General features: G+C 56.0%; 17 protein-coding genes. 8 read left to right on the top strand and 9 right to left on the bottom strand.

Annotated elements, in window-relative coordinates; genetic code table 11:
• The first annotated feature begins 45 nt into the window (after nt 1–45).
• Together MKY58_RS20270 and MKY58_RS20265 are read left to right on the top strand one after the other, a co-directional pair.
• Nucleotides 46–1,092: an S-layer homology domain-containing protein gene (locus MKY58_RS20270; RefSeq protein WP_339321838.1), complete on the top strand. Its 1,047-nt coding sequence runs from the start codon at nt 46–48 to the stop codon at nt 1,090–1,092.
• A gap of 208 nt (nt 1,093–1,300) precedes the next feature.
• A complete protein-coding gene (locus MKY58_RS20265; RefSeq protein WP_339321837.1) occupies nt 1,301–2,002 on the top strand; it encodes an HAD hydrolase-like protein in 702 nt (233 codons plus the stop codon).
• Between the two features lie 55 nt (nt 2,003–2,057).
• Here the strand turns inward: MKY58_RS20265 and MKY58_RS20260 are convergent, their stop codons facing one another.
• The 6 genes from MKY58_RS20260 to MKY58_RS20235 are packed head-to-tail and all read right to left on the bottom strand — an operon-like array spanning nt 2,058 to nt 8,674.
• Nucleotides 2,058–3,170 carry a YheC/YheD family protein gene (locus tag MKY58_RS20260; protein ID WP_339321836.1) on the bottom strand — a complete coding sequence of 371 codons (1,113 nt, stop codon included), beginning with the start codon at nt 3,168–3,170 and terminating at the stop codon, nt 2,058–2,060.
• Complete coding sequence (locus MKY58_RS20255) at nt 3,152–3,670, bottom strand: GNAT family N-acetyltransferase (RefSeq protein WP_339321835.1); 519 nt, start codon at nt 3,668–3,670, stop codon at nt 3,152–3,154. The genes MKY58_RS20260 and MKY58_RS20255 overlap by 19 nt, the downstream gene beginning before the upstream one ends.
• Nucleotides 3,671–3,690: 20 nt before the next feature.
• A complete protein-coding gene (locus MKY58_RS20250; protein WP_339321834.1) occupies nt 3,691–4,806 on the bottom strand; it encodes a YheC/YheD family protein in 1,116 nt (371 codons plus the stop codon).
• Entirely contained in the window at nt 4,803–6,173 is a 1,371-nt protein-coding gene (locus MKY58_RS20245; protein ID WP_339321833.1) for a YheC/YheD family protein, read from the bottom strand. The genes MKY58_RS20250 and MKY58_RS20245 overlap by 4 nt, the downstream gene beginning before the upstream one ends.
• Nucleotides 6,173–7,294 (bottom strand): YheC/YheD family protein, encoded by a 1,122-nt coding sequence (locus tag MKY58_RS20240; RefSeq protein ID WP_339321832.1) that lies wholly within the window; start codon nt 7,292–7,294, stop codon nt 6,173–6,175. The genes MKY58_RS20245 and MKY58_RS20240 overlap by 1 nt, the downstream gene beginning before the upstream one ends.
• 12 nt (nt 7,295–7,306) lie before the next feature.
• Nucleotides 7,307–8,674: a YheC/YheD family protein gene (locus tag MKY58_RS20235; protein ID WP_339321831.1), complete on the bottom strand. Its 1,368-nt coding sequence runs from the start codon at nt 8,672–8,674 to the stop codon at nt 7,307–7,309.
• A 166-nt stretch (nt 8,675–8,840) separates the two neighbouring features.
• Here MKY58_RS20235 and MKY58_RS20230 point away from each other — a divergent pair, with 166 nt between their 5' ends.
• From MKY58_RS20230 to MKY58_RS20220, 3 genes are all read left to right on the top strand, one after another.
• Nucleotides 8,841–9,188, top strand: coding sequence for a YlbF family regulator (locus tag MKY58_RS20230; protein ID WP_339321830.1), 348 nt, complete (start codon nt 8,841–8,843; stop codon nt 9,186–9,188).
• 124 nt (nt 9,189–9,312) lie between these two features.
• Nucleotides 9,313–9,600, top strand: coding sequence for a hypothetical protein (locus tag MKY58_RS20225; RefSeq protein ID WP_339321829.1), 288 nt, complete (start codon nt 9,313–9,315; stop codon nt 9,598–9,600).
• A 132-nt stretch (nt 9,601–9,732) separates the two neighbouring features.
• Nucleotides 9,733–11,067, top strand: a complete 1,335-nt coding sequence (locus tag MKY58_RS20220; RefSeq protein WP_036707840.1) for a DRTGG domain-containing protein — start codon at nt 9,733–9,735, stop codon at nt 11,065–11,067.
• 85 nt (nt 11,068–11,152) lie between these two features.
• Here MKY58_RS20220 and MKY58_RS20215 read toward each other — a convergent pair whose 3' ends face one another.
• From MKY58_RS20215 to MKY58_RS20205, 3 genes are read right to left on the bottom strand one after another with little or no spacing between them, the layout of a single operon-like run.
• Nucleotides 11,153–11,461 (bottom strand): YtpI family protein, encoded by a 309-nt coding sequence (locus MKY58_RS20215; RefSeq protein ID WP_339321828.1) that lies wholly within the window; start codon nt 11,459–11,461, stop codon nt 11,153–11,155.
• A gap of 52 nt (nt 11,462–11,513) precedes the next feature.
• Nucleotides 11,514–12,008, bottom strand: a complete 495-nt coding sequence (locus MKY58_RS20210; RefSeq protein WP_036707845.1) for a hypothetical protein — start codon at nt 12,006–12,008, stop codon at nt 11,514–11,516.
• Nucleotides 12,009–12,010: 2 nt separating this feature from the next.
• Nucleotides 12,011–12,337, bottom strand: coding sequence for a YtrH family sporulation protein (locus MKY58_RS20205; RefSeq protein WP_339321827.1), 327 nt, complete (start codon nt 12,335–12,337; stop codon nt 12,011–12,013).
• 148 nt (nt 12,338–12,485) lie between these two features.
• On the opposite strand from MKY58_RS20205, the gene MKY58_RS20200 reads away from it, so the two are divergent.
• The 3 genes from MKY58_RS20200 (at nt 12,486) to MKY58_RS20190 (ending at nt 17,134) form a co-directional block, all read left to right on the top strand.
• A complete protein-coding gene (locus tag MKY58_RS20200; RefSeq protein ID WP_339321826.1) occupies nt 12,486–16,085 on the top strand; it encodes a DNA polymerase III subunit alpha in 3,600 nt (1,199 codons plus the stop codon).
• Nucleotides 16,086–16,311: 226 nt separating this feature from the next.
• Complete coding sequence (locus MKY58_RS20195; RefSeq protein ID WP_339321825.1) at nt 16,312–16,815, top strand: phosphatidylglycerophosphatase A; 504 nt, start codon at nt 16,312–16,314, stop codon at nt 16,813–16,815.
• Nucleotides 16,816–16,945: 130 nt separating this feature from the next.
• The gene (locus tag MKY58_RS20190) at nt 16,946–17,134 is read left to right on the top strand and encodes a hypothetical protein (protein WP_036707848.1); all 189 of its coding nucleotides are present in this window, start codon (nt 16,946–16,948) and stop codon (nt 17,132–17,134) included.
• Nucleotides 17,135–17,217 lie beyond the last annotated feature (83 nt).

Below are 17,217 nucleotides of genomic sequence, written 5' to 3'. Positions count from 1 at the left end.
ACTACAAAAGCAGCCTAAATTTTATCGTTTGCGAGGGATGAAGAAATGAAAAAAGTTAAACACATTCTGCTGTCCACCTTTGCCGTATCGCTGGCCTTGAGCCTGTCCGTTCAAGCCGCATCGGCTAACGAAGCCGCATCTTCCGCCAAGCCGGAGGTTCGCGCTCAGGCCGCGCTGAAGTTTAAGGATATCAATGACGCGCCTTGGGCGGAAGGAAACATTCTCAAAATGCAATCGAAACACGTTTTCCAAGGATTTGAAGACGGCACGTTCCGTCCGAACAAGCCTGTGACCCGCGTTGAAGCGATCGTCATGGCCGTTCGCCTGATGGGGCTTGATGAGGAGGCGAAATCCAAATCTGCCAGCCCGAGCCTTCCTTTCCAGGATGCGGATCATTTGAGCAAGAAATATCCTTGGGCTGCAGGTTACGTGGCTGCCGCTCTAGACCACGGATTGCTTGATGCGAACGAAAAGATCCAGCCGGAAAAGCCGGCGAGCCGCGTTTGGGTATCCAGCCTGCTCGTCAAATCTCTCGGTTTCGAAAAAGAGGCGTCGGCCCAAACGGCAGCCAAGCTGAGCTTCAAAGATTCCAGCGCCATTCCCGCCGCTTCCGTCGGTTATGTCAAAGTCGCGATGGAGAAAGGGCTCATCAGCGGTTATCCAAACGGAACGTTCCTTCCGAACAAGGGCGTGACCCGCGCCGAAATGGCGGCATTGCTCGACAGAACGAACGAAGACCTGATGGAAAAAGCCGGTGCGGTGAAAGTGAACGGAACCGTGAAGGAAATTTCCTTTCCCGCGGCGTCGGTAACGGCGGATACCTACGGGGAGATCAAAGTCGAAACGGCAAACCAGGAGATCGGCACCTTCAAAATCGAAAGCGGATTGCTCGTGGGCGATCACAACAAAGCGATCAAGGCAGATCAATTGGCCGTTAACGATAAGGTGGTTCTGACCGTTCTGGATCAAAAGGTGGTCGACGCCAGACTGCTGGCCTCCAAAGGAAGCGAGAAACCTGCGGCCAACGATCAACCGCAAAAAGCCGAAAATGCGGGCAACGGCAAAAAATCCGATAAAAAAACCGGCAAGTAAACCTTTCCGTTGAGAGGGATTGCTTGCGAAACGGGGCCAGGACAAATCGACTATGATGCGTTCCTGGCCTTTTTCAACAAGAATTCATGGCAGGAGCGGGATCAAGCAAAAGCGGTCCTCCTTGGTTTACATCCCGAAGGGCTTCCCTTATCATAAGCTATAAGCAAGCGAAAGACATCGAAGTGACAGAAGGGAAGAGGTAAAACCAATGAACCAAAGCAAACGGACCCGTCCCGAGGCCATGATTTTCGACATGGATGGTACGCTGTTCCAAACGGAAACGGTGCTTCTGCCGGCATACCATAAGCTGTTCGACACGCTTCGCAGCGAAGGGCTTTATACGTCTCCGACGCCGCCGCAGGAGCGGCTGCTGGGAAGCCTGGGCATGCTGCTTGAAGATATTTGGAAAGTGGTTATGCCCGACGGGAGCCCGCAGGCCCACGCCCGCGCGAACGAGCTGCTGCTGCAGCTGGAGCTGGAAGGGCTGGCAGGCGGGGAAACGCTGCTGTACCCGGAAGTAAAGGAAACGCTCGAGGAGCTGCATCGGCGGGGCGTAAAGCTGTTTGTCGCCAGCAACGGGCTTGAGCATTACATAAGCGGGATCGTGGAGACGCATGGCTTGGCCGCGCTTTTTGACGGATTGTACAGCGCAGGCAAACACGGCACGCTTTCCAAAGTGGATTTGGTGAAGCTGCTGCTGGACGAAAACGGCGTAAAGTCCGCATGGATGGTCGGAGACCGGTCTTCCGACGTCGAAGCGGGCAAGAAAAACGGGTTGTGCGCCGTCGGCTGTGCATATGCCGGTTTCGGCAACGACGAAGAACTCAAGGGAGCGGACGTGCTCATTTCTTCGTTCGCCGAGCTTTTAAAGCTCTATGAGGAAGCGGATTCAGAGCAGCCGGACGCATAACCTTGCAGCAAAAAAAACGGACAGGGCCGCGGAGTCATCCGCGGTCCGTCCGTTTTTATTCGTGCGAGGGCTCATGCATTTTTTCGTATAACCCCACGGCGTATTCCAAAGGTTTCACGATCGCCTTCCGGTACAGCTCGGCGTCCCCGATTTGCGAGAACACCTCCCTGGCGGGTTTGGGGTTGACTTCAAGCAGGTAAATCTCCCCTTTTTTGTTGATCGCCAGGTCGAGCGCCAGCTCGCATAAAGCCCCGTATTGCTTTTCCAGGAATGAAGCCACCTCGACGCCGAGCCTTTCGGCTCTCCGCTGCACCTTGCGCCGTTTCTCCTCATCGTCGATCCATCGTTCCATCATTTCGTTGAAGGAGATGGCATGCCCGCCGCCATGGAGGTTGGACGTGACGCTGCGCCGCGCCCCGACTCTTCCGGCGATGCCGGTAAGCTCCCAGGCGCCTTCCCTGTTTTTCTGCACCAGCATCCGGTAATCGTGAACCCTGCCGTCGGGGAGATCGACCGCGATTCCCTCCTGCACCAAATAGCGGTTTTTCATGCTCCAGCTGCTTAGGACGGCCCCCAGGCGGGAAGCGTGGATTTTCTGCGGCGTGATGATTTTCCGCTGTTGATTGCGGCCCTGTATATAGTAATATGGCGTTCCTCTGATCCGTTCGACCCGCAAAATTCCGCGTCCGCCGGTGCCGTTGATCGGTTTCAGGTAAACGATCGGCGTTTTTTTCAGCATATGGTGCACATCGGAAAAACCATGGAACAAATGGGTTTCGGGGAGGTAGTTCTTGAATTCGGGTCTCCGCGAAAGCACCTCGTAAATCGTCCATTTATTGCGGAGCGGGCGGTTCAGGAATTGCATATGCCCGTATCGGCGGCGAAATTGAAGCAGCTGCTCGAAACGGGAGCTTTTTTGGATTCGGCAGCGATCATAGATCATGTCGGGGAACGAACGCCATCTGCGCCTCCATGCGCCTTTTTTTGCGTCATATTCCAGGGCGTGAATTTTTTGCTTCGAATCGCTGACATCCATGGGCGTAAATACGAATACGTCCAGGCCGATTTTGCGGCCTTCGATGATCATTTTCTGGTATACGGGTTTTTCCTCAAGAGCTTTATGGTCGTTCAGATATAGCGTCAAAATGCCTAAGACGGGAACCGGCACAATCTTTCACCTTCTTTGGTTGGGGCCGCTATGCGGCGGTCTGTTTTTGGCGCGTTTCCTTCGAGACGGAGGAGCGTTCTGCCCGTCGATGCCATGGCCAGGGAGGAGGCAGTGAGTCCGGCTTTAAAGCAAAGCCCCAGGAAGGGGACCTGGTTCAGCCCTGCGCGGCATTCCAATCTGCCGAGCCGGTCAAGCTGTGCTTTCAGGAGGGCGCAGCCGACGCCTTTGCGGCGGTACAGCGGATGGACCGCAATAAGAAAAGCGTCTTTACCGTAGCCGGCCACAAAGCTCGCTCCAGCCAGAACGGGTCCGGCTTCCCCCCGCAGCGTAGCCAGCAGCAGGGAGGCGCCGGGAGCCTGCAGCTCATGTTCGGTAGCCCTGGCAAGCCGCAAATAATCTTCGCGCATCGAACGGATCCCGCCGTGGTCGAACAGAAACCGCAGCACGCGCGCGTGCTGGCGGTTCCAGTCGTCCTGCGGGGAGAGGGATGAAATTTGCATCTGCTCACTTCCTTTTAACGTTACGGCTTCTGGGCGTTCGCAAGGTAATGGCTGTATTGGAAAATCCGCTCAAGCGATTTTTGGCGGATATGCGGCTCGTCGAATTTCATCGGTTTGGCGTTGGCCTCGAAAAACCAGATGCCGCCCGAGGTGTCAACGCCCAGATCCATGGACATTTCGCCGTGCGGATGGCCGGAAGCCTTTTCGATTTGCCTGGCGATGACGATCGCGGTCGTTTTGACGCGGTTGATCATGCCGGGCGCGCTGCCTTCGCCGAACACGGCCGTCAGCAATTTGCCCGGATCTTCGATGCTGCCGCCCCGGGGGACGTGGGTCGTAATGCTTTTGGAGCCGGCCATGCGCGCTCCCACGCCCGTGACGCCCCATTGCCCTTTTCCCGTCTTTTGCAGCAGCACCCGCAAATCGAACGGGCGCTGCTCAATGGACGCAAGCTCGATGGCTTGCTGGACGATATAACGGCTGGTGCCGGTTTCCGCTTTAATCCGTTTCCACAGCCGGTGAATGCTGGCCCCCTTGTACGTCGTGCTGCTTCGATGATGCTGAACCTTCAGGCGGTACGGAAGCGGTTTGTCCTGCTGGTATTTCAGCATCATGATGCCTTTGCCGGCTTTGCCGCTTTCGGGCTTCAGATAGAGGGACGGATAACGTTCAAGCATCTTTTGCAAGCCGGACTCTCCCCGCAGCCTTCGGGTTTTGGGCACGAGATGCCCGGTGGCTTTCGATTTTTTGAGCCATTCGAACAGATGCCATTTATTGAAAAAATACGGATTATAAAACTTGATCGTCGGATGGACCAGGCACTCCTTGATTTTTTTCCGGACCTGGGGCTTCAGTTCATCCTCCCGCTGAGGAATCCGGTTGTAAATGACGTTCGGGAGGGGGAAAAGCTGCTTCTCCCATTCGCCGTCCGGATTGAGGGTGTAGCCTCTTAACCGCTCTTCCTGCAGCTTGAGATCCCTGATCGTCACGACATAGACCAAATATCCCATTTCCTGTCCGGTCTTGACGATATCTTCAAAGTTGGCCAGGTTTCCCCGGAAATACTTCGGTCCGCCCGACACCGTCAGGATCGCGACGACGGGTTTGCCGTTTTCTTCGCTGATGGTCGTTGTCACTCGGAATCCCTCCTGCGGAATTTGCTTAGGTAAAGGCAATGTTCGAGAATATGCTCCACAGAAGCTTTCCCTTCCGACCTGAGGGAAGGATGGCTGAAGATGGAGCGGCCCGGTTTTGCGTTGGCTTCGAACATCCATACCTTCTCATCCTGATCGATCCCGAGATCGAATCCGATTTCGCCAAGCAGGTGCTGGTGGTGGAACTCGATGGCTTCGGCAAGCGTAATGGCGACTTTTTTGGCGTTTTGCAGCACTTCTTCGGATCTTGGCCCGAAGGCCCGGCTCAGCGCTTGTTCCGGGGTCAGCAGGGAACCGCCGTTTTTCAAATGCGTCGTTACGCTGCCCCGTCCGGCTTTTTTGGCGCCTATGCCGACGACCACCCAGTTGTTTTTTCCGTTCTTATGCATGTGGAAGCGAAAATCGATGGGACAGTTGTCGATTTCGACGAGACGGATCCCCTGCTGGATGACATAGGAGCTTAACGACCGGCCGTGCCTCGCCTGAAGCATCCGCATCATGCTGTTAAAGGAACTGAAGCGGAGCAGCACGTTGCCGCTTCCTTTTCGGTAGCGGGCGAAATAGCCTTTTTTCGGCAGGTACGTCAGGCGGTAGATGCCTTTTCCCAAGCTGCCGCCTGAGGGCTTGTAGTACAGGAACTGATGCCTTTCCAGCATTTCCTTGATTTTTTCGGGGGTCGGATTCATATGGGACTCGGGAACGTATTTGTTGACGGTATTATCGTTTTCGAGCAGGCGGTAGATATCCGATTTGTTAAAAAAGCTCCAGTTGAAGTAAGGGATTTTCCTGCGGCCCAGGCGTTCGCGCAGCTGGATGATCGGGGAAGAGGTTTCGGCCTTCCGGCTCGGGAGCCGGTTGTACACGACGTCGGGCAGCGGGACGGTTCTCCTGTAAAAGCTGCCGTTTTCGCTGAGAAAGTAACCGTTGACCGTTTCCTGCTGCCAATTGATGTCCCGGGGCGTAAAAGCGAAAATATAGCATTTTTTCCTGCCTTCCCGGAGCAGCTGCTTGATGAATTGCGTGCGCGACCCGAAAGGCTGGGAGGTGTTCGTGGGCCCATCCGAAAGCACGCCGATCAGCGGGCCGAGCTGAAACTCGTTATCCTGGTTGCGTATATAAACGCCGCCGGCCGAAGGCACGCGGATGCCGTTGCGGACGCCCGAGCCGAGGTACAGATGTTTCCCCGGTTTGTTGATGGACTTTACGGCAGCATGGATCACGTCTCTCCCGAGACGAAGCTGGATGTTTTTTTTGCCGGACAGCTTTAAGCTTTTCAGTAAGTTGTTGGAAACGTAGACGACTTTCTCGGGCTTCTGCGAAAAATGAACATTACAAAAAGTCAAACTCATCAATTTACCCTCCTAAGTTGTCGAAGCAGTAGATAGCGGGCGTAACGGAGCGGATTTTCCGACGCGAGAACGGCGCTGTCCGGATCACCTGCCTGCCGGATGGAGGTGCGTCCCGGCTTGGAGTTTACTTCGAGCAGCCAAACGTTCCCTTTCGTATCGATTCCGAAATCGATGCCCAGTTCTCCGAGCCGGCCAAAATGACTTTCCAGAATCGGCGGAATCTTCTCCGACAGCTGCGAGATGACGGACGTCAACCGCTTCGCCTGATCGGCTCCGAATTGTCCGCTGAGGTACGGCAGGACGGGAAGGGCTTTTCCGCCGCCGTGAAGATTGGATGTGATGCTACCCGAGGCGCCCTCCCGAACCGCGGTACCGGTTCGCATCCACAACCCTTTTTCATTTTTCTGCATTAACACCCTGGTATCAAAAGACCGGCCATTCCTGCCCTGCAAATGCAGAAACGGCTGGATGATATACGTTCGGTTTTCCGTAAATTCCGTCACCCACCGCACCGCCGCAGCTTCGGACCGGAAGATTTTTTCCACGGGCCGGTTTTGGGAGTCCCTGCCTTTGGCCGTCCAGGTCCCGCTTTCCCGGTCGACCCGGACATAGAGCGCGTTTTTGCCTTGGGACCCGCCCTTCGGTTTCAGGAACGCTTCGCCGCCGTAGGATTCGAGTGCTTCCAGGAGGCTTTTTTTCCCCCGGTAGATCTCGGTGGGAGGGAGGTAAGGCAGAAGGCTGGGGTCTTTTTTCAAAATCCGGTAGACCTGCCACTTCCCCGGAAGCGCGCGCGACCATAAGGTCCAATCCTTGGCGGCCCGGGAATCCGACAACAGGCTTGCCGCCAGTTTGAATTCCCTTCCGGTGTGGAACAGGCAGCGGTCGTATACGATATCCGGAAAAGGAAACCGGCTTTGCCTCCAGCCGCCTTCCCCGTAGATGAAACCGTGAACGAAGGTGCGGTCCCTGGAAGCGTCCGACGGGCGAAAGACGATGACCCGGATGCCGTATTTTTTGCCGAGAACCGAAAGTTTCCGGCAGTAGCCTTCATCGGAAAACGGGGGACTGCCCGCGCGGCGGCAGCACATGATGCCGAGCGTCCCGAGCGTGGTGCTTTTCATGATGCGCCTCCTTTAAAAACCGGACAAATAGCAGCAGTATTCGAGCAGCCTTTTGACCGAGGGCCTGATTTTTTGCTCGTTAAGCGGGGTATTGTCGTTTTTGGAAGGCTTGGAGTTGACCTCCAGCAGCCAAATTTTCCCGGAATTGTCCATCGCGAGGTCGATGCCGAGCTCCCCGAAATGCACCGGAATCAGGTTGTCGATTCCCCTGGCGATGTCTAGGGACGCCCGGTGCAGCTTGACGTAAGCCGTATTTTTGACCTCCGAAGGCAGCAGGCACTTGCTCACTGCATCTTTGACTGAGCTGAGGGTGCCGCCGCGGGCCAGATTGGAAACGAAATGGTTGCCGCCGGCGATCCGGGCTACGATGGATGTCACGTGCCAATTCCCCGACCCGTTTTTTTGTACCAGAGCCCGAAAGTCGATCGGTCTTTTGGCATGGTCGATCAGGTTGAGCCCTTGCTGGATTTGGTAGCGCGTCGTTTTCATTTTGCCGGACAAACCCGAAAACAGCTTCGTGATGCTGGAGTAAGTCTGCCTGCGGGCACCGGCGGTCGAAGTGGCCAGCGTCTGGTAGGTACCGTCCGGTTGCCTTGCGATGCGGATGATGCCTTTGCCGAGACTGCCGCGCACCGGCTTTAGGAACACGACCGGATAATGCTGGCACATTTTTTTGAGCATGGAAAAACCGGTAAGCAAGTAAGATTCGGGCATATACCTGGCAAGGGAGGAGTCGGTTTTGAGCGTATCGAAGACCTCGTTTTTGTCCAGAAACCTTTCATTAAAAACATGCGCGCCGTAGAGCGATTTTACTTCTTTCATAAAATGCTGTACGCTAGGTTTATTCTCCATTTTGCGGGTGGTGAGACGGTTGTTGATGACATCCGCGATCGGCATGGACGCCTGGCGCCACCCGTCGTCATATACCCAACCCTGTATACTGCCCGCTCCTTCCCGAATGTGGTCAGGGGTAAAGAAGTATACATAGGCTCCCTGCTTCCGGCAGGCGTTAACCAGTTCCCGGCAGAACATGGATATGGAGCCAAACGGTTTATCGGGTTGTTCCGGATTGTCCCGACTGATCAGCACGCTGATGAGCGGTCCCAGTCTGAGCGTGCGACTCGTAGAATGATAGGCCGCCCTCAGTACCGGACGAGAAAAAAGACCCATTCGGCGGGCCAGAGGCTCACTGATTCGCAGTCCGCTGGATTTGGCTGCGGGAACGACGGTGATCTCTTGTCTGAAGGAACCAAATGCCAACTGCAGAGGACGGTCGGTAGGAATCTTCCACTGTTTGACCAGCTTCTCTCCGAGCACAATGGCGTTTTCCTTCAGATTGCCCGGAGTGAACATTTGGACCGGTAGCGTTTTTTTGGACATCGTGGATCTCCTTCCAACAGCAACTTGATGTCTACAGGGCAGATAAGGTGCATCTGCGTTTTGCATGTAATGTATCATATGAGGACATATATCCCTTGGTGATTGACCCATTTTTATAAAATCGGGGATCTGCAGCTTTCATATTTCGTAAGGAGGAACTACACACATGAATATTTATGACAAAACGAATGAACTGGCCAAAGCGCTGAAGGAATGCCAGGAAGTAAAGGACATCAAATCGGCGATGAGCCTGATCGAGCAAGACCTCGAAAGCAAGCGCATGCTGGAGGACTTCAGAAAACGCCAGATGGAAATCCAGCAGCGGATGATGTCCGGCGATATGCCGTCCCAGGATGAAATGGAACAGATGGAAAAGCTCTTCGACGTGCTCAGCCTCAACCTGAACATCCGCCGCTTGTTTGATGCGGAACGCCGTCTCAGCACGATCATCGAGGATATCAACAAAACGATTTCGGACAGCCTTCAGGACCTTTACGGCGGGCAAAGTTTGTAATATCCCCCGGGTGACGCGCTGACGTTTTTTTTGGCAGGCATGTTTTTCAAAACTTGTCTCATATTTTCCGGCCGGCCTTCATAGAGTAGAAATATAGATTTACGAGTGAAGGAGCTGCCGCAAAATGAAAAAAGCAAAGAAAATCAAACATTCCCTGTATCTGATCGTGGCTTTGGCCATGCTGGTGTATGCCCTGCCCCTGATTTCCTTTAGCGGAGGCTGGTCCTGGACGTCGGCGTTCGGGGTCGCCTGGGCGCTGTTCGCTTTTCTGGTCATCGGGGCGCATCTGCATTATTTGCTCGGCGTGGACGAAGAGAAGCAGAAGACGCTTGACCGGATCAAGGCGGAGAAGCTGCGTCAATGGCAATTGAAATGGCCGGAGGAAAAACAGCATAGCCAGGAACATATGTGAGGATGTTGCAAAAATCCGGATGAAAGTACGAAAAAAGCCGCGGCGCTTTGCGCTTCGGCTTTTTTTGCGCGCCTTGGAATGCTATGATATAGATACAGAATAGTACAGTTGAAGTGATGGGGGTGTAACAGCTTGGAAGGCCGTGATGACGCGATTACGAAACACGAGCAGCTGCTGCTGCATATCGAAGGGCTGAAGGTCGGCACGAAAATTTCCGTCCGCAAATTGGCCAGGGAAATGTCCGTCAGCGAAGGAACGGCTTACCGCGCGCTCAAGGACGCGGAAAATCTCGGCATCGTCGTGACGAAGGAGCGGATCGGCACCGTCCGGGTCGAAAAGAAGCCGCGCAACATATCCGAGCAGCTTACCTTTGCGGATGTCGTTGAAATCGTGGAAGGACATGTCCTCGGTGGGGCCGAAGGCCTGCATAAAAACCTGCATAAGTACGTGATCGGGGCGATGAAGGTGGATGCCATGGCCCGTTACATCGACGCCGGAAGCCTGCTCATCGTCGGGAACCGCGAGAACGCGCACACGCTGGCATTGGAGCAGGGAGCGGGGGTGCTGATCACGGGCGGTTTCGGCACGAGCAAAGAGGTAAAGGCGCTGGCCGATCAGCTCAATCTGCCGATTTTTTCGTCGCGGCATGATACGTTTACCGTGGCGTCGCTAATTAACCGGGCCATTTTCGACCGGCTCATTAAGAAAAAAATCATGATCGTGGAGGATATCGTCGGCAGCAAGCCGAAAATCCATGCGCTCAAGCTGTCCAGCACGGCGGGCGAAAGCCTGGCGTTGTCCGAGCAAAAAGGCGATACGCGGCTGCCGGTCGTCGACGAATGGAACCGGGTGCTCGGCATCGTCAACCGCAGCGATCTGAGGAACCTGCCGCCGGAGCAAAGCATCGAAAAGGTGCTTGTCCGCAATCCGGTGACCGCGACGCTGCAAACCTCGCTGGCGTCGGCGGCGCAGCTGATGATGTGGGAAGGCATCGACTTCCTGCCGATCATCGACAAAAACCGCAAGCTGGTGGCCACCGTTTCGCGCAAGGAAGTGCTGCAGGCGATGCGCGACGCACGCAAGCAGCCGCAGCTTGGGGAGACGTTCGATCATTTGATCTGGAACGGTTTTGCCGATGAGCGGGACGAAGAGGGGCGGCTGTTTTTCCACGGCTTCATTACGCCGCAGATGGCGACGGATCTTGGGACGATTTCCGAAGGCATCCTGACGACGGTCATGACGCAGGCCGCGCTGCGCGCCGCGAAGGACATGACGGGCAACGATTTCGTGCTCGACAACATGTCCACCTATTTCGTGCGGCCCGTCCAGATCGAAGATCCCGTCGCTGTCATGCCGCGCCTGCTGGAGGCGAGCCGCCGGACGTGCAAGATGGAAATCGAAATGACGCACATGGACAGCTTGGTGGCCAAAGCGGTCCTGACGCTGCAGTCCATCGAACACGGCTAGGGCTGCAGGGACGGTTTTAAAAGCGCAGCAAAAAAGCCGGACGCACCTTTGCGGAGCGTCCGGCTTTTTGCGGTACGGGCCCGGTTTAACCCGCGTCGTTCGATTTCATGCGCCCAAAGTAGCTGCGGTTGCGGATGCCGGCAAAAATATTGAAGGCCCCGAGGACCAGGAACACCGCTTCGATGATGACGGCCACCGTCGAGCCCCTGAACATGAACATGGCAATCAGCGCCAGCACGACCAGCATGATCCCCATGAAAATATTCATGATGGCTCCGTATATTCCGCGTTCCCTGGCATCTTTCGCGCGCCGTGAGCGGCTGCTGTACAGAGCCGCGCCGATGCAGGAAACGACCAGCAGCGCAAAAAGCAAATAGCGGAGGAAAATAACCATCAGTCGCTTACATCCCCTTTTAAATCCTAATGAGGATCATTGTACCATGATTCTATGGATTTCGCACTTTGACCGGATGGATTTCCACCCAGATTTGCAGCATCCCTTCCATCAGCAGCAGCGTTTTGATTTCGACGGTATATTCCTTTTCGCGGACAAGGTATATTTTTTTGTCGAGCAGCTTCCGGACGAATTTGCTGTACGTGTCGATTTCGAACACGTTCTGGCCGCGAAGCACGTCCAAATCGTCCCCGAGCTTCACGATGATGGCCTTTTCCACGACGGGATCGAGCGGGGGCTCCTGCTGCTCGCTGCGGATTTTGATCTCCCGGATGACCGTTTGCTGATGCCTGTACTTCTTTAACGTTTTAATATCGTCATCGTATTGTTGGAGCTGGCTCTCCAAGTCCTGATTCGACAGCCAGAGCAAATTGTAGCTGTTCTGAAAAATGGCGTTGTATACGACCGCGCCGACGACGGCGCCCAAAACGAAAACGGCGGCGATCTGCGAAATATGGCGGTAGCGGTTGAATGGGGGGATCCTCATGGCTACTCTTTACCGCCGCAGACCCATTTTACGAGCTCGCTACCCATGTGGGCCCCCAGAAAGGCCGACAACAGAAACAAAATCTGCTTGATCGCCGGGGACAGATTTCCTCCCAAAACGTTGCTTTCGATGACCCGCATCGGATCGATCGTGCCTCCAATGGCTGCGGCGAGAGCCCAAATCTTGATCCGGTCCGCCACGTCGAGCATTGTCTGGGTGGGGGGCTGAAGGGAAATGACCGCTCCGACGCCTCCCACCATCGCCCCCCCGATGACAATGCCGAAGGCGATGAAAAAATCGAGAATCGCTCTGGATAAAAAGGTACTCATCATATCCATTCCTTTCAGAGGGGTACGGGCATACCGCCTGTCCGATGGTCTCTATTCCATTCTATGGGCGGTGCCTCGGCGTTTATGATAAAATAATATAAAGGGATGGCGCTTTCCGCATCCCAAGCGGACCAAAAGGAGAAGTGTTATGAGTTCATTTGTGCATCTTCATGTGCATAGCGAATACAGCCTCCTGGATGGAGCGGCACGGATCTCGGACCTTGTCCGCGGGGCCGCCGAATACGGGATGAAGGCGCTGGCGCTGACCGACCACGGGGTCATGTACGGCGCCGTGCCTTTTTATAAAGCTTGCGTTGCGGCCGGCATCAAGCCGATCATCGGCTGCGAGGCTTATCTTACGGCCGGCTCGCGCAAGGAGCGGGGCAGCCGCAAAGACCAGCCGATTTACCATCTGATCCTTCTGGCCAAAAACGAGACCGGTTACCGGAACTTGATGAAATTGTGCTCGATCGGCCATTTGGAAGGATACCATTATAAACCGCGGATCGACATGGATGCCTTGAAGGCCCACCACGAGGGGATCGTCTGCCTTAGCGCCTGCCTCGGCGGCGAAGTGCCGCAGCATCTTCTGCATGGAAGGACGGAAGAAGCGCGCAAGGCGGCGATCCGTTACCGCGATATTTTCGGGGAAGATTTCTACCTGGAGCTTCAGGATCACGGGCTGCCCGAACAAAAGCGCGTCAACCCGCAGTTGATCGAGCTTGCGGAAGAGCTTGGCATCGAGCTGGCCGTAACCAACGACGTTCATTATTTGAAACGCGAGGACGCCGCCATGCAGGACGTGCTGATCTGCATCGGGACGGGCAAAACGATCGAGGATGAGGGCCGGCTGCAAATCCAGACGGACCAATTGTACTTAAAAAGCGGGGAGGAAATGGCCCGCTTGTTTCCGCATGTGCCGCAGGCCGTCGCCAATACGGCCGCGATCGCGGACAAATGCAGCCTCGAGCTGGAATTCGGGCGGTCCATTCTCCCGGAATACCGGCCGCTGCCCGAAGGCATGGATTCGGCCGCGTATTTGCGCAGCCTGTGCCGCGAGGGCCTGGCCAAACGCTATGAAAAAACGGAGCTGTGGACCTCGCCCGAAGGCCGGGAGGAACTGGACAAACGCCTGGACTATGAGCTCGGCGTCATCGAAAGCATGGGCTTCAGCGATTATTTCCTGATCGTCTGGGACTTTATCGCTTACGCCCACAGCCAAGGCATCGTGACGGGGCCCGGCAGGGGATCTTCGGCAGGCAGCCTCGTTGCGTACGTGCTTGAAATCACCAATGTCGATCCGATCAAATATCATCTTCTCTTTGAACGATTCCTGAATCCGGAACGCGTGACGATGCCGGATATCGATATCGATTTCAGCGACGAGCGGCGCGACGAGGTCATCCGCTACGTCGCCGACAAATACGGCCACGAGCATGTGGCCCAAATCATTACGTTCGGCACGATGGCGGCGCGGGCAGCGGTGCGCGACGTCGGCAGGGCGCTCAACGTGCCTTACGGGGAAGTGGACAAGGCGGCCAAGCTCATCCCGTCCGCGCACGGCATCAGTATTAAACGGGCGCTCGAGATGAGCGGGGAACTGCAGGCTTACGCGCAGCAAAACGCGAAAATCCGCGAATTGCTCGACATGGCCATGAAGGTGGAAGGGATGCCCCGCCACGCTTCGACACACGCCGCGGGCGTCGTCATATCGCGCGATCCGCTCACCGATGCGGTGCCGCTGCAGGAAGGCAGCGAACAAGCGGCGCTGACGCAGTATTCGATGGAAAACCTGGAGAGCATCGGGCTGCTCAAAATGGATTTTCTCGGGCTCCGGACGTTGTCCATCATCGAACGCTGCATGAAATGGATTGGGGAAATGACGGGGGAAGTCCCGGATTTCCAAAGCATTCCCGACGACGACGAAAAAACGTACGACATGCTCGGAAGCGGGGAAACGACGGGGATCTTCCAGCTGGAATCGGCCGGCATCCGCAGGGTGTTGAAGGAGCTGAAGCCTTCCGTTTTCGAGGACATCATTTCGGTCGTGGCGCTGTACCGCCCGGGTCCGATGGAGTTCATTCCGAAGTTCATCCAGTCCAAGCATGGCTTGGTGGACGTCGATTATCCCCATGAGGACCTGAAGCCGATTTTGAGCGATACCTACGGCATCATCGTGTATCAGGAACAAATCATGAAAATCGCCTCGCTGATGGCGGGCTTTTCGCTCGGGGAGGCGGATTTGCTCCGCCGCGCCGTATCGAAGAAAAAACGCGAGGTGCTGGATCAGGAGCGAAGCCATTTCGTCGCCGGCAGCTTGAAGCAGGGATACAGCGAAGAGGACGCAAACCGCGTCTACGACATGATCGTGCGCTTCGCGGATTACGGCTTTCCGCGCGCCCACGCCGCGGCCTACGCGGTGCTCGCGTTCCAGACGGCATACCTGAAGGCCCATTACCCGGTGCAGTTCATGGCATCGATGCTGACGGCCGTCATGGGCAGCCACCGCAAAGTCGCGGAATACGTGCTCGAATGCCGCCGGATGAACATCGAGGTGCTGCCGCCGGACGTCAACGAAAGCGGCGTGCTTTTTACGCCGGTCGCGGACGAAGCGGGTTCGCAGCACGGCCCGGGCCATATCCGTTTCGGGCTGGGGGCCATCAAAAATGTCGGCACGCAGGCCGTCGAAAACATGATGCTCGTCAGGGAAGAAAAACCTTTCGAAAGCCTGCTGGATTTCTGCCGTCGGATCGACCTGCGGGTGTGCAACAAGCGGGTGATCGAATCGCTCATCCAGGCCGGGGCCTTCGATTCGCTGCCCGGCCATCGCGCCCAGCTGCTTGCCATGCTCGACGAAACGGTCGAAGCGGCTGTGAAATGGCGCAAGGAGCGCGAAGATTTGCAGATCCAGCTGTTTGATTTTGTCGAGACGCCGAACTGGGATATCGAATATCCCGACATCCCGCCGTTTTCGGCCGGACAGCAGCTGGAGCTCGAACGGGAGCTGCTCGGCCTGTATTTGTCCGGCCATCCGCTCGACGATTACGATGCGGCGCTGGACGTCCCCGGCGTCGACCGCCTGATGGATCTGGCGGAGGCGGCCGACGAATCGCAAACGATCGTCGCCGCCATGGTCATTTCGGTCAAAACCATTACGACCAAGCAGGGAAAAGCGATGGCCTTCATGGAAGTGGAGGACCAGATCGAGCGCTGCGAAGTGGTGCTGTTCCCGGAAGTGTGGAGGCGCTGCTCGCAGCATGTCGGCAAAGGGGCTCTGCTGGCGCTCCGCGCCAAGGTCCAGCAGCAGGACGAGGGCTTCAAGCTGCTGGCAGAGGACGTGCTGCCGCTGGACGAAGCGGCGCTCGCGCAGCTGGCGAGACGTTCCAAGGCCAAGTCCGCCCCGGCAAAGAGCTATTCCCGGCCGGAACGAAAACCGGCGCCCGCCCCCGAAGAGCCGCGGGCCGGCGGCGCCGCTCCGGACAACCGGCCGGCTGCACCGGGGCAGGGGAAAACCGCTTCGCAGCGCGTATTCGTCAAAATAACGCCGCAGACGGAGCAGAATCCCGACCTGCTTGTCCGCTTGAAGGTGCTCCTGCAGGAGCATCCGGGCCCGGCGCAGACCGTGCTGTTCTATGAGCAAAGCCAGAAGCTGCTAGCTTTAAGCGACGCTTACCGGATCGATCCTTCGTCCGGGCTCATTGCCGAGATGGAGCGGATGCTCGGCGAAGGGACGGTCCGGATCAAATAATTAAAAATTCGGTTAACGGGATCATGCGCCTTGTACGACTTCCGATCAAGCACTGCCCGGGTCGGCCGATATCTCGCTTGCGCCGGCGTTTACCCCGATTTTACGAACGTTTCCGGACGTTTCCGCATACACTTAGAAACACCCTTTTGGGGACAACATTTTGAAGCGCCGGGAGCTTTTTTTCGAAAACCATAGGCCCCGGCGGCGTATGCGGGGGGAATGACGGATGTCGTATGAAGCAGCGGTAGCCATGCTGAACCGGCGTGGAGTCAAGGTCGAGGACATTGCGGAGATCGTGCTCCAGCTCCAGCTGGCTTACCACCCTCTTTTGACGGTGCAGGATTGCATCGAAAGCGTCAAAGCCGTGCTTGGGAAGCGGGAGGTGCAGTATACGCTTTTTACGGGGATCGCCCTCGACGAGCTGGCGGAGCAAAAGCTGCTGCCTCAGCCGCTTCAGGCCATCATGGAGGCGGATGAACCGCTGTATGGCGTCGACGAGACTTTGGCTGTCGGCATCACCAACGTGTATGGTATGATCGGATTGACGAGCTTTGGATATTTGGATAAAGAAAAAACCGGGATCATCGCGGAGCTGAACGATAAAAAGGGCGAAATCCACGTTTTTTTGGACGATCTGGTGGCAGGGCTTGCTGCTGCGGCGTCGGCCCGCATCGCCCACAGGCATGAAGGCGCCAAAACATATCCCGGCTCCGGCCTTTCCGGCTCCTGAACAATCCCGGGCCTTTCGACGCCCCTTGATCCGCCGAACCGTTCTTTCTTGCGGGAAAAAACAGAGTTATGTTATCATTGTTTCATTATGCGGGCTAAAGAAACATGAGATTAGGGGGCTGACGAAAGGCATGTGGACGGTCATCTATATCGCGCCAACCGCGAAGGTTGCGGAAATGATCCAGGCCAAGCTAACCGAAGAAGGATTTTTGGTGAAAAGCCGTCCGGTCAACTTATCCAAGCAGCAATTTGAAATTCTGGTTCCCTCCGGGGAGCTGGAGGAAGTCCAGGAAGTGCTGAATTCTATATTGCATCCTTAATCTCCCGGGATAAATGTAAACGGCGTTTCAGATTGGTTGAACGATTGATGCGGCTGAGTAAATAAACGGCTGGAGAGGTGTAG

The sequence above is a fragment of the Paenibacillus sp. FSL W8-0194 genome, assembly GCF_037969745.1.
GTDB classification, from domain to species: domain Bacteria; phylum Bacillota; class Bacilli; order Paenibacillales; family Paenibacillaceae; genus Paenibacillus_AQ; species Paenibacillus_AQ cookii.
This window is presented reverse-complemented; position numbering and strand designations above follow the sequence as displayed.

Bases quoted from the DNA above. Each gene is read 5' to 3' on its own strand.
- MKY58_RS20255 (WP_339321835.1), bottom strand. From the start codon at position 3,670: ATGCAAATTTCATCCCTCTCCCCGCAGGACGACTGGAACCGCCAGCAC.
- MKY58_RS20215 (WP_339321828.1), bottom strand. From the start codon at position 11,461: ATGGTTATTTTCCTCCGCTATTTGCTTTTTGCGCTGCTGGTCGTTTCC.
- MKY58_RS20245 (WP_339321833.1), bottom strand. From the start codon at position 6,173: ATGAGTTTGACTTTTTGTAATGTTCATTTTTCGCAGAAGCCCGAGAAA.
- MKY58_RS20230 (WP_339321830.1), top strand. From the start codon at position 8,841: ATGAATATTTATGACAAAACGAATGAACTGGCCAAAGCGCTGAAGGAA.
- MKY58_RS20270 (WP_339321838.1), top strand. From the start codon at position 46: ATGAAAAAAGTTAAACACATTCTGCTGTCCACCTTTGCCGTATCGCTG.
- MKY58_RS20195 (WP_339321825.1), top strand. From the start codon at position 16,312: ATGTCGTATGAAGCAGCGGTAGCCATGCTGAACCGGCGTGGAGTCAAG.
- MKY58_RS20190 (WP_036707848.1), top strand. From the start codon at position 16,946: ATGTGGACGGTCATCTATATCGCGCCAACCGCGAAGGTTGCGGAAATG.
- MKY58_RS20235 (WP_339321831.1), bottom strand. From the start codon at position 8,674: ATGTCCAAAAAAACGCTACCGGTCCAAATGTTCACTCCGGGCAATCTG.
- MKY58_RS20225 (WP_339321829.1), top strand. From the start codon at position 9,313: ATGAAAAAAGCAAAGAAAATCAAACATTCCCTGTATCTGATCGTGGCT.
- MKY58_RS20200 (WP_339321826.1), top strand. From the start codon at position 12,486: ATGAGTTCATTTGTGCATCTTCATGTGCATAGCGAATACAGCCTCCTG.
- MKY58_RS20210 (WP_036707845.1), bottom strand. From the start codon at position 12,008: ATGAGGATCCCCCCATTCAACCGCTACCGCCATATTTCGCAGATCGCC.
- MKY58_RS20205 (WP_339321827.1), bottom strand. From the start codon at position 12,337: ATGAGTACCTTTTTATCCAGAGCGATTCTCGATTTTTTCATCGCCTTC.
- MKY58_RS20265 (WP_339321837.1), top strand. From the start codon at position 1,301: ATGAACCAAAGCAAACGGACCCGTCCCGAGGCCATGATTTTCGACATG.
- MKY58_RS20240 (WP_339321832.1), bottom strand. From the start codon at position 7,294: ATGAAAAGCACCACGCTCGGGACGCTCGGCATCATGTGCTGCCGCCGC.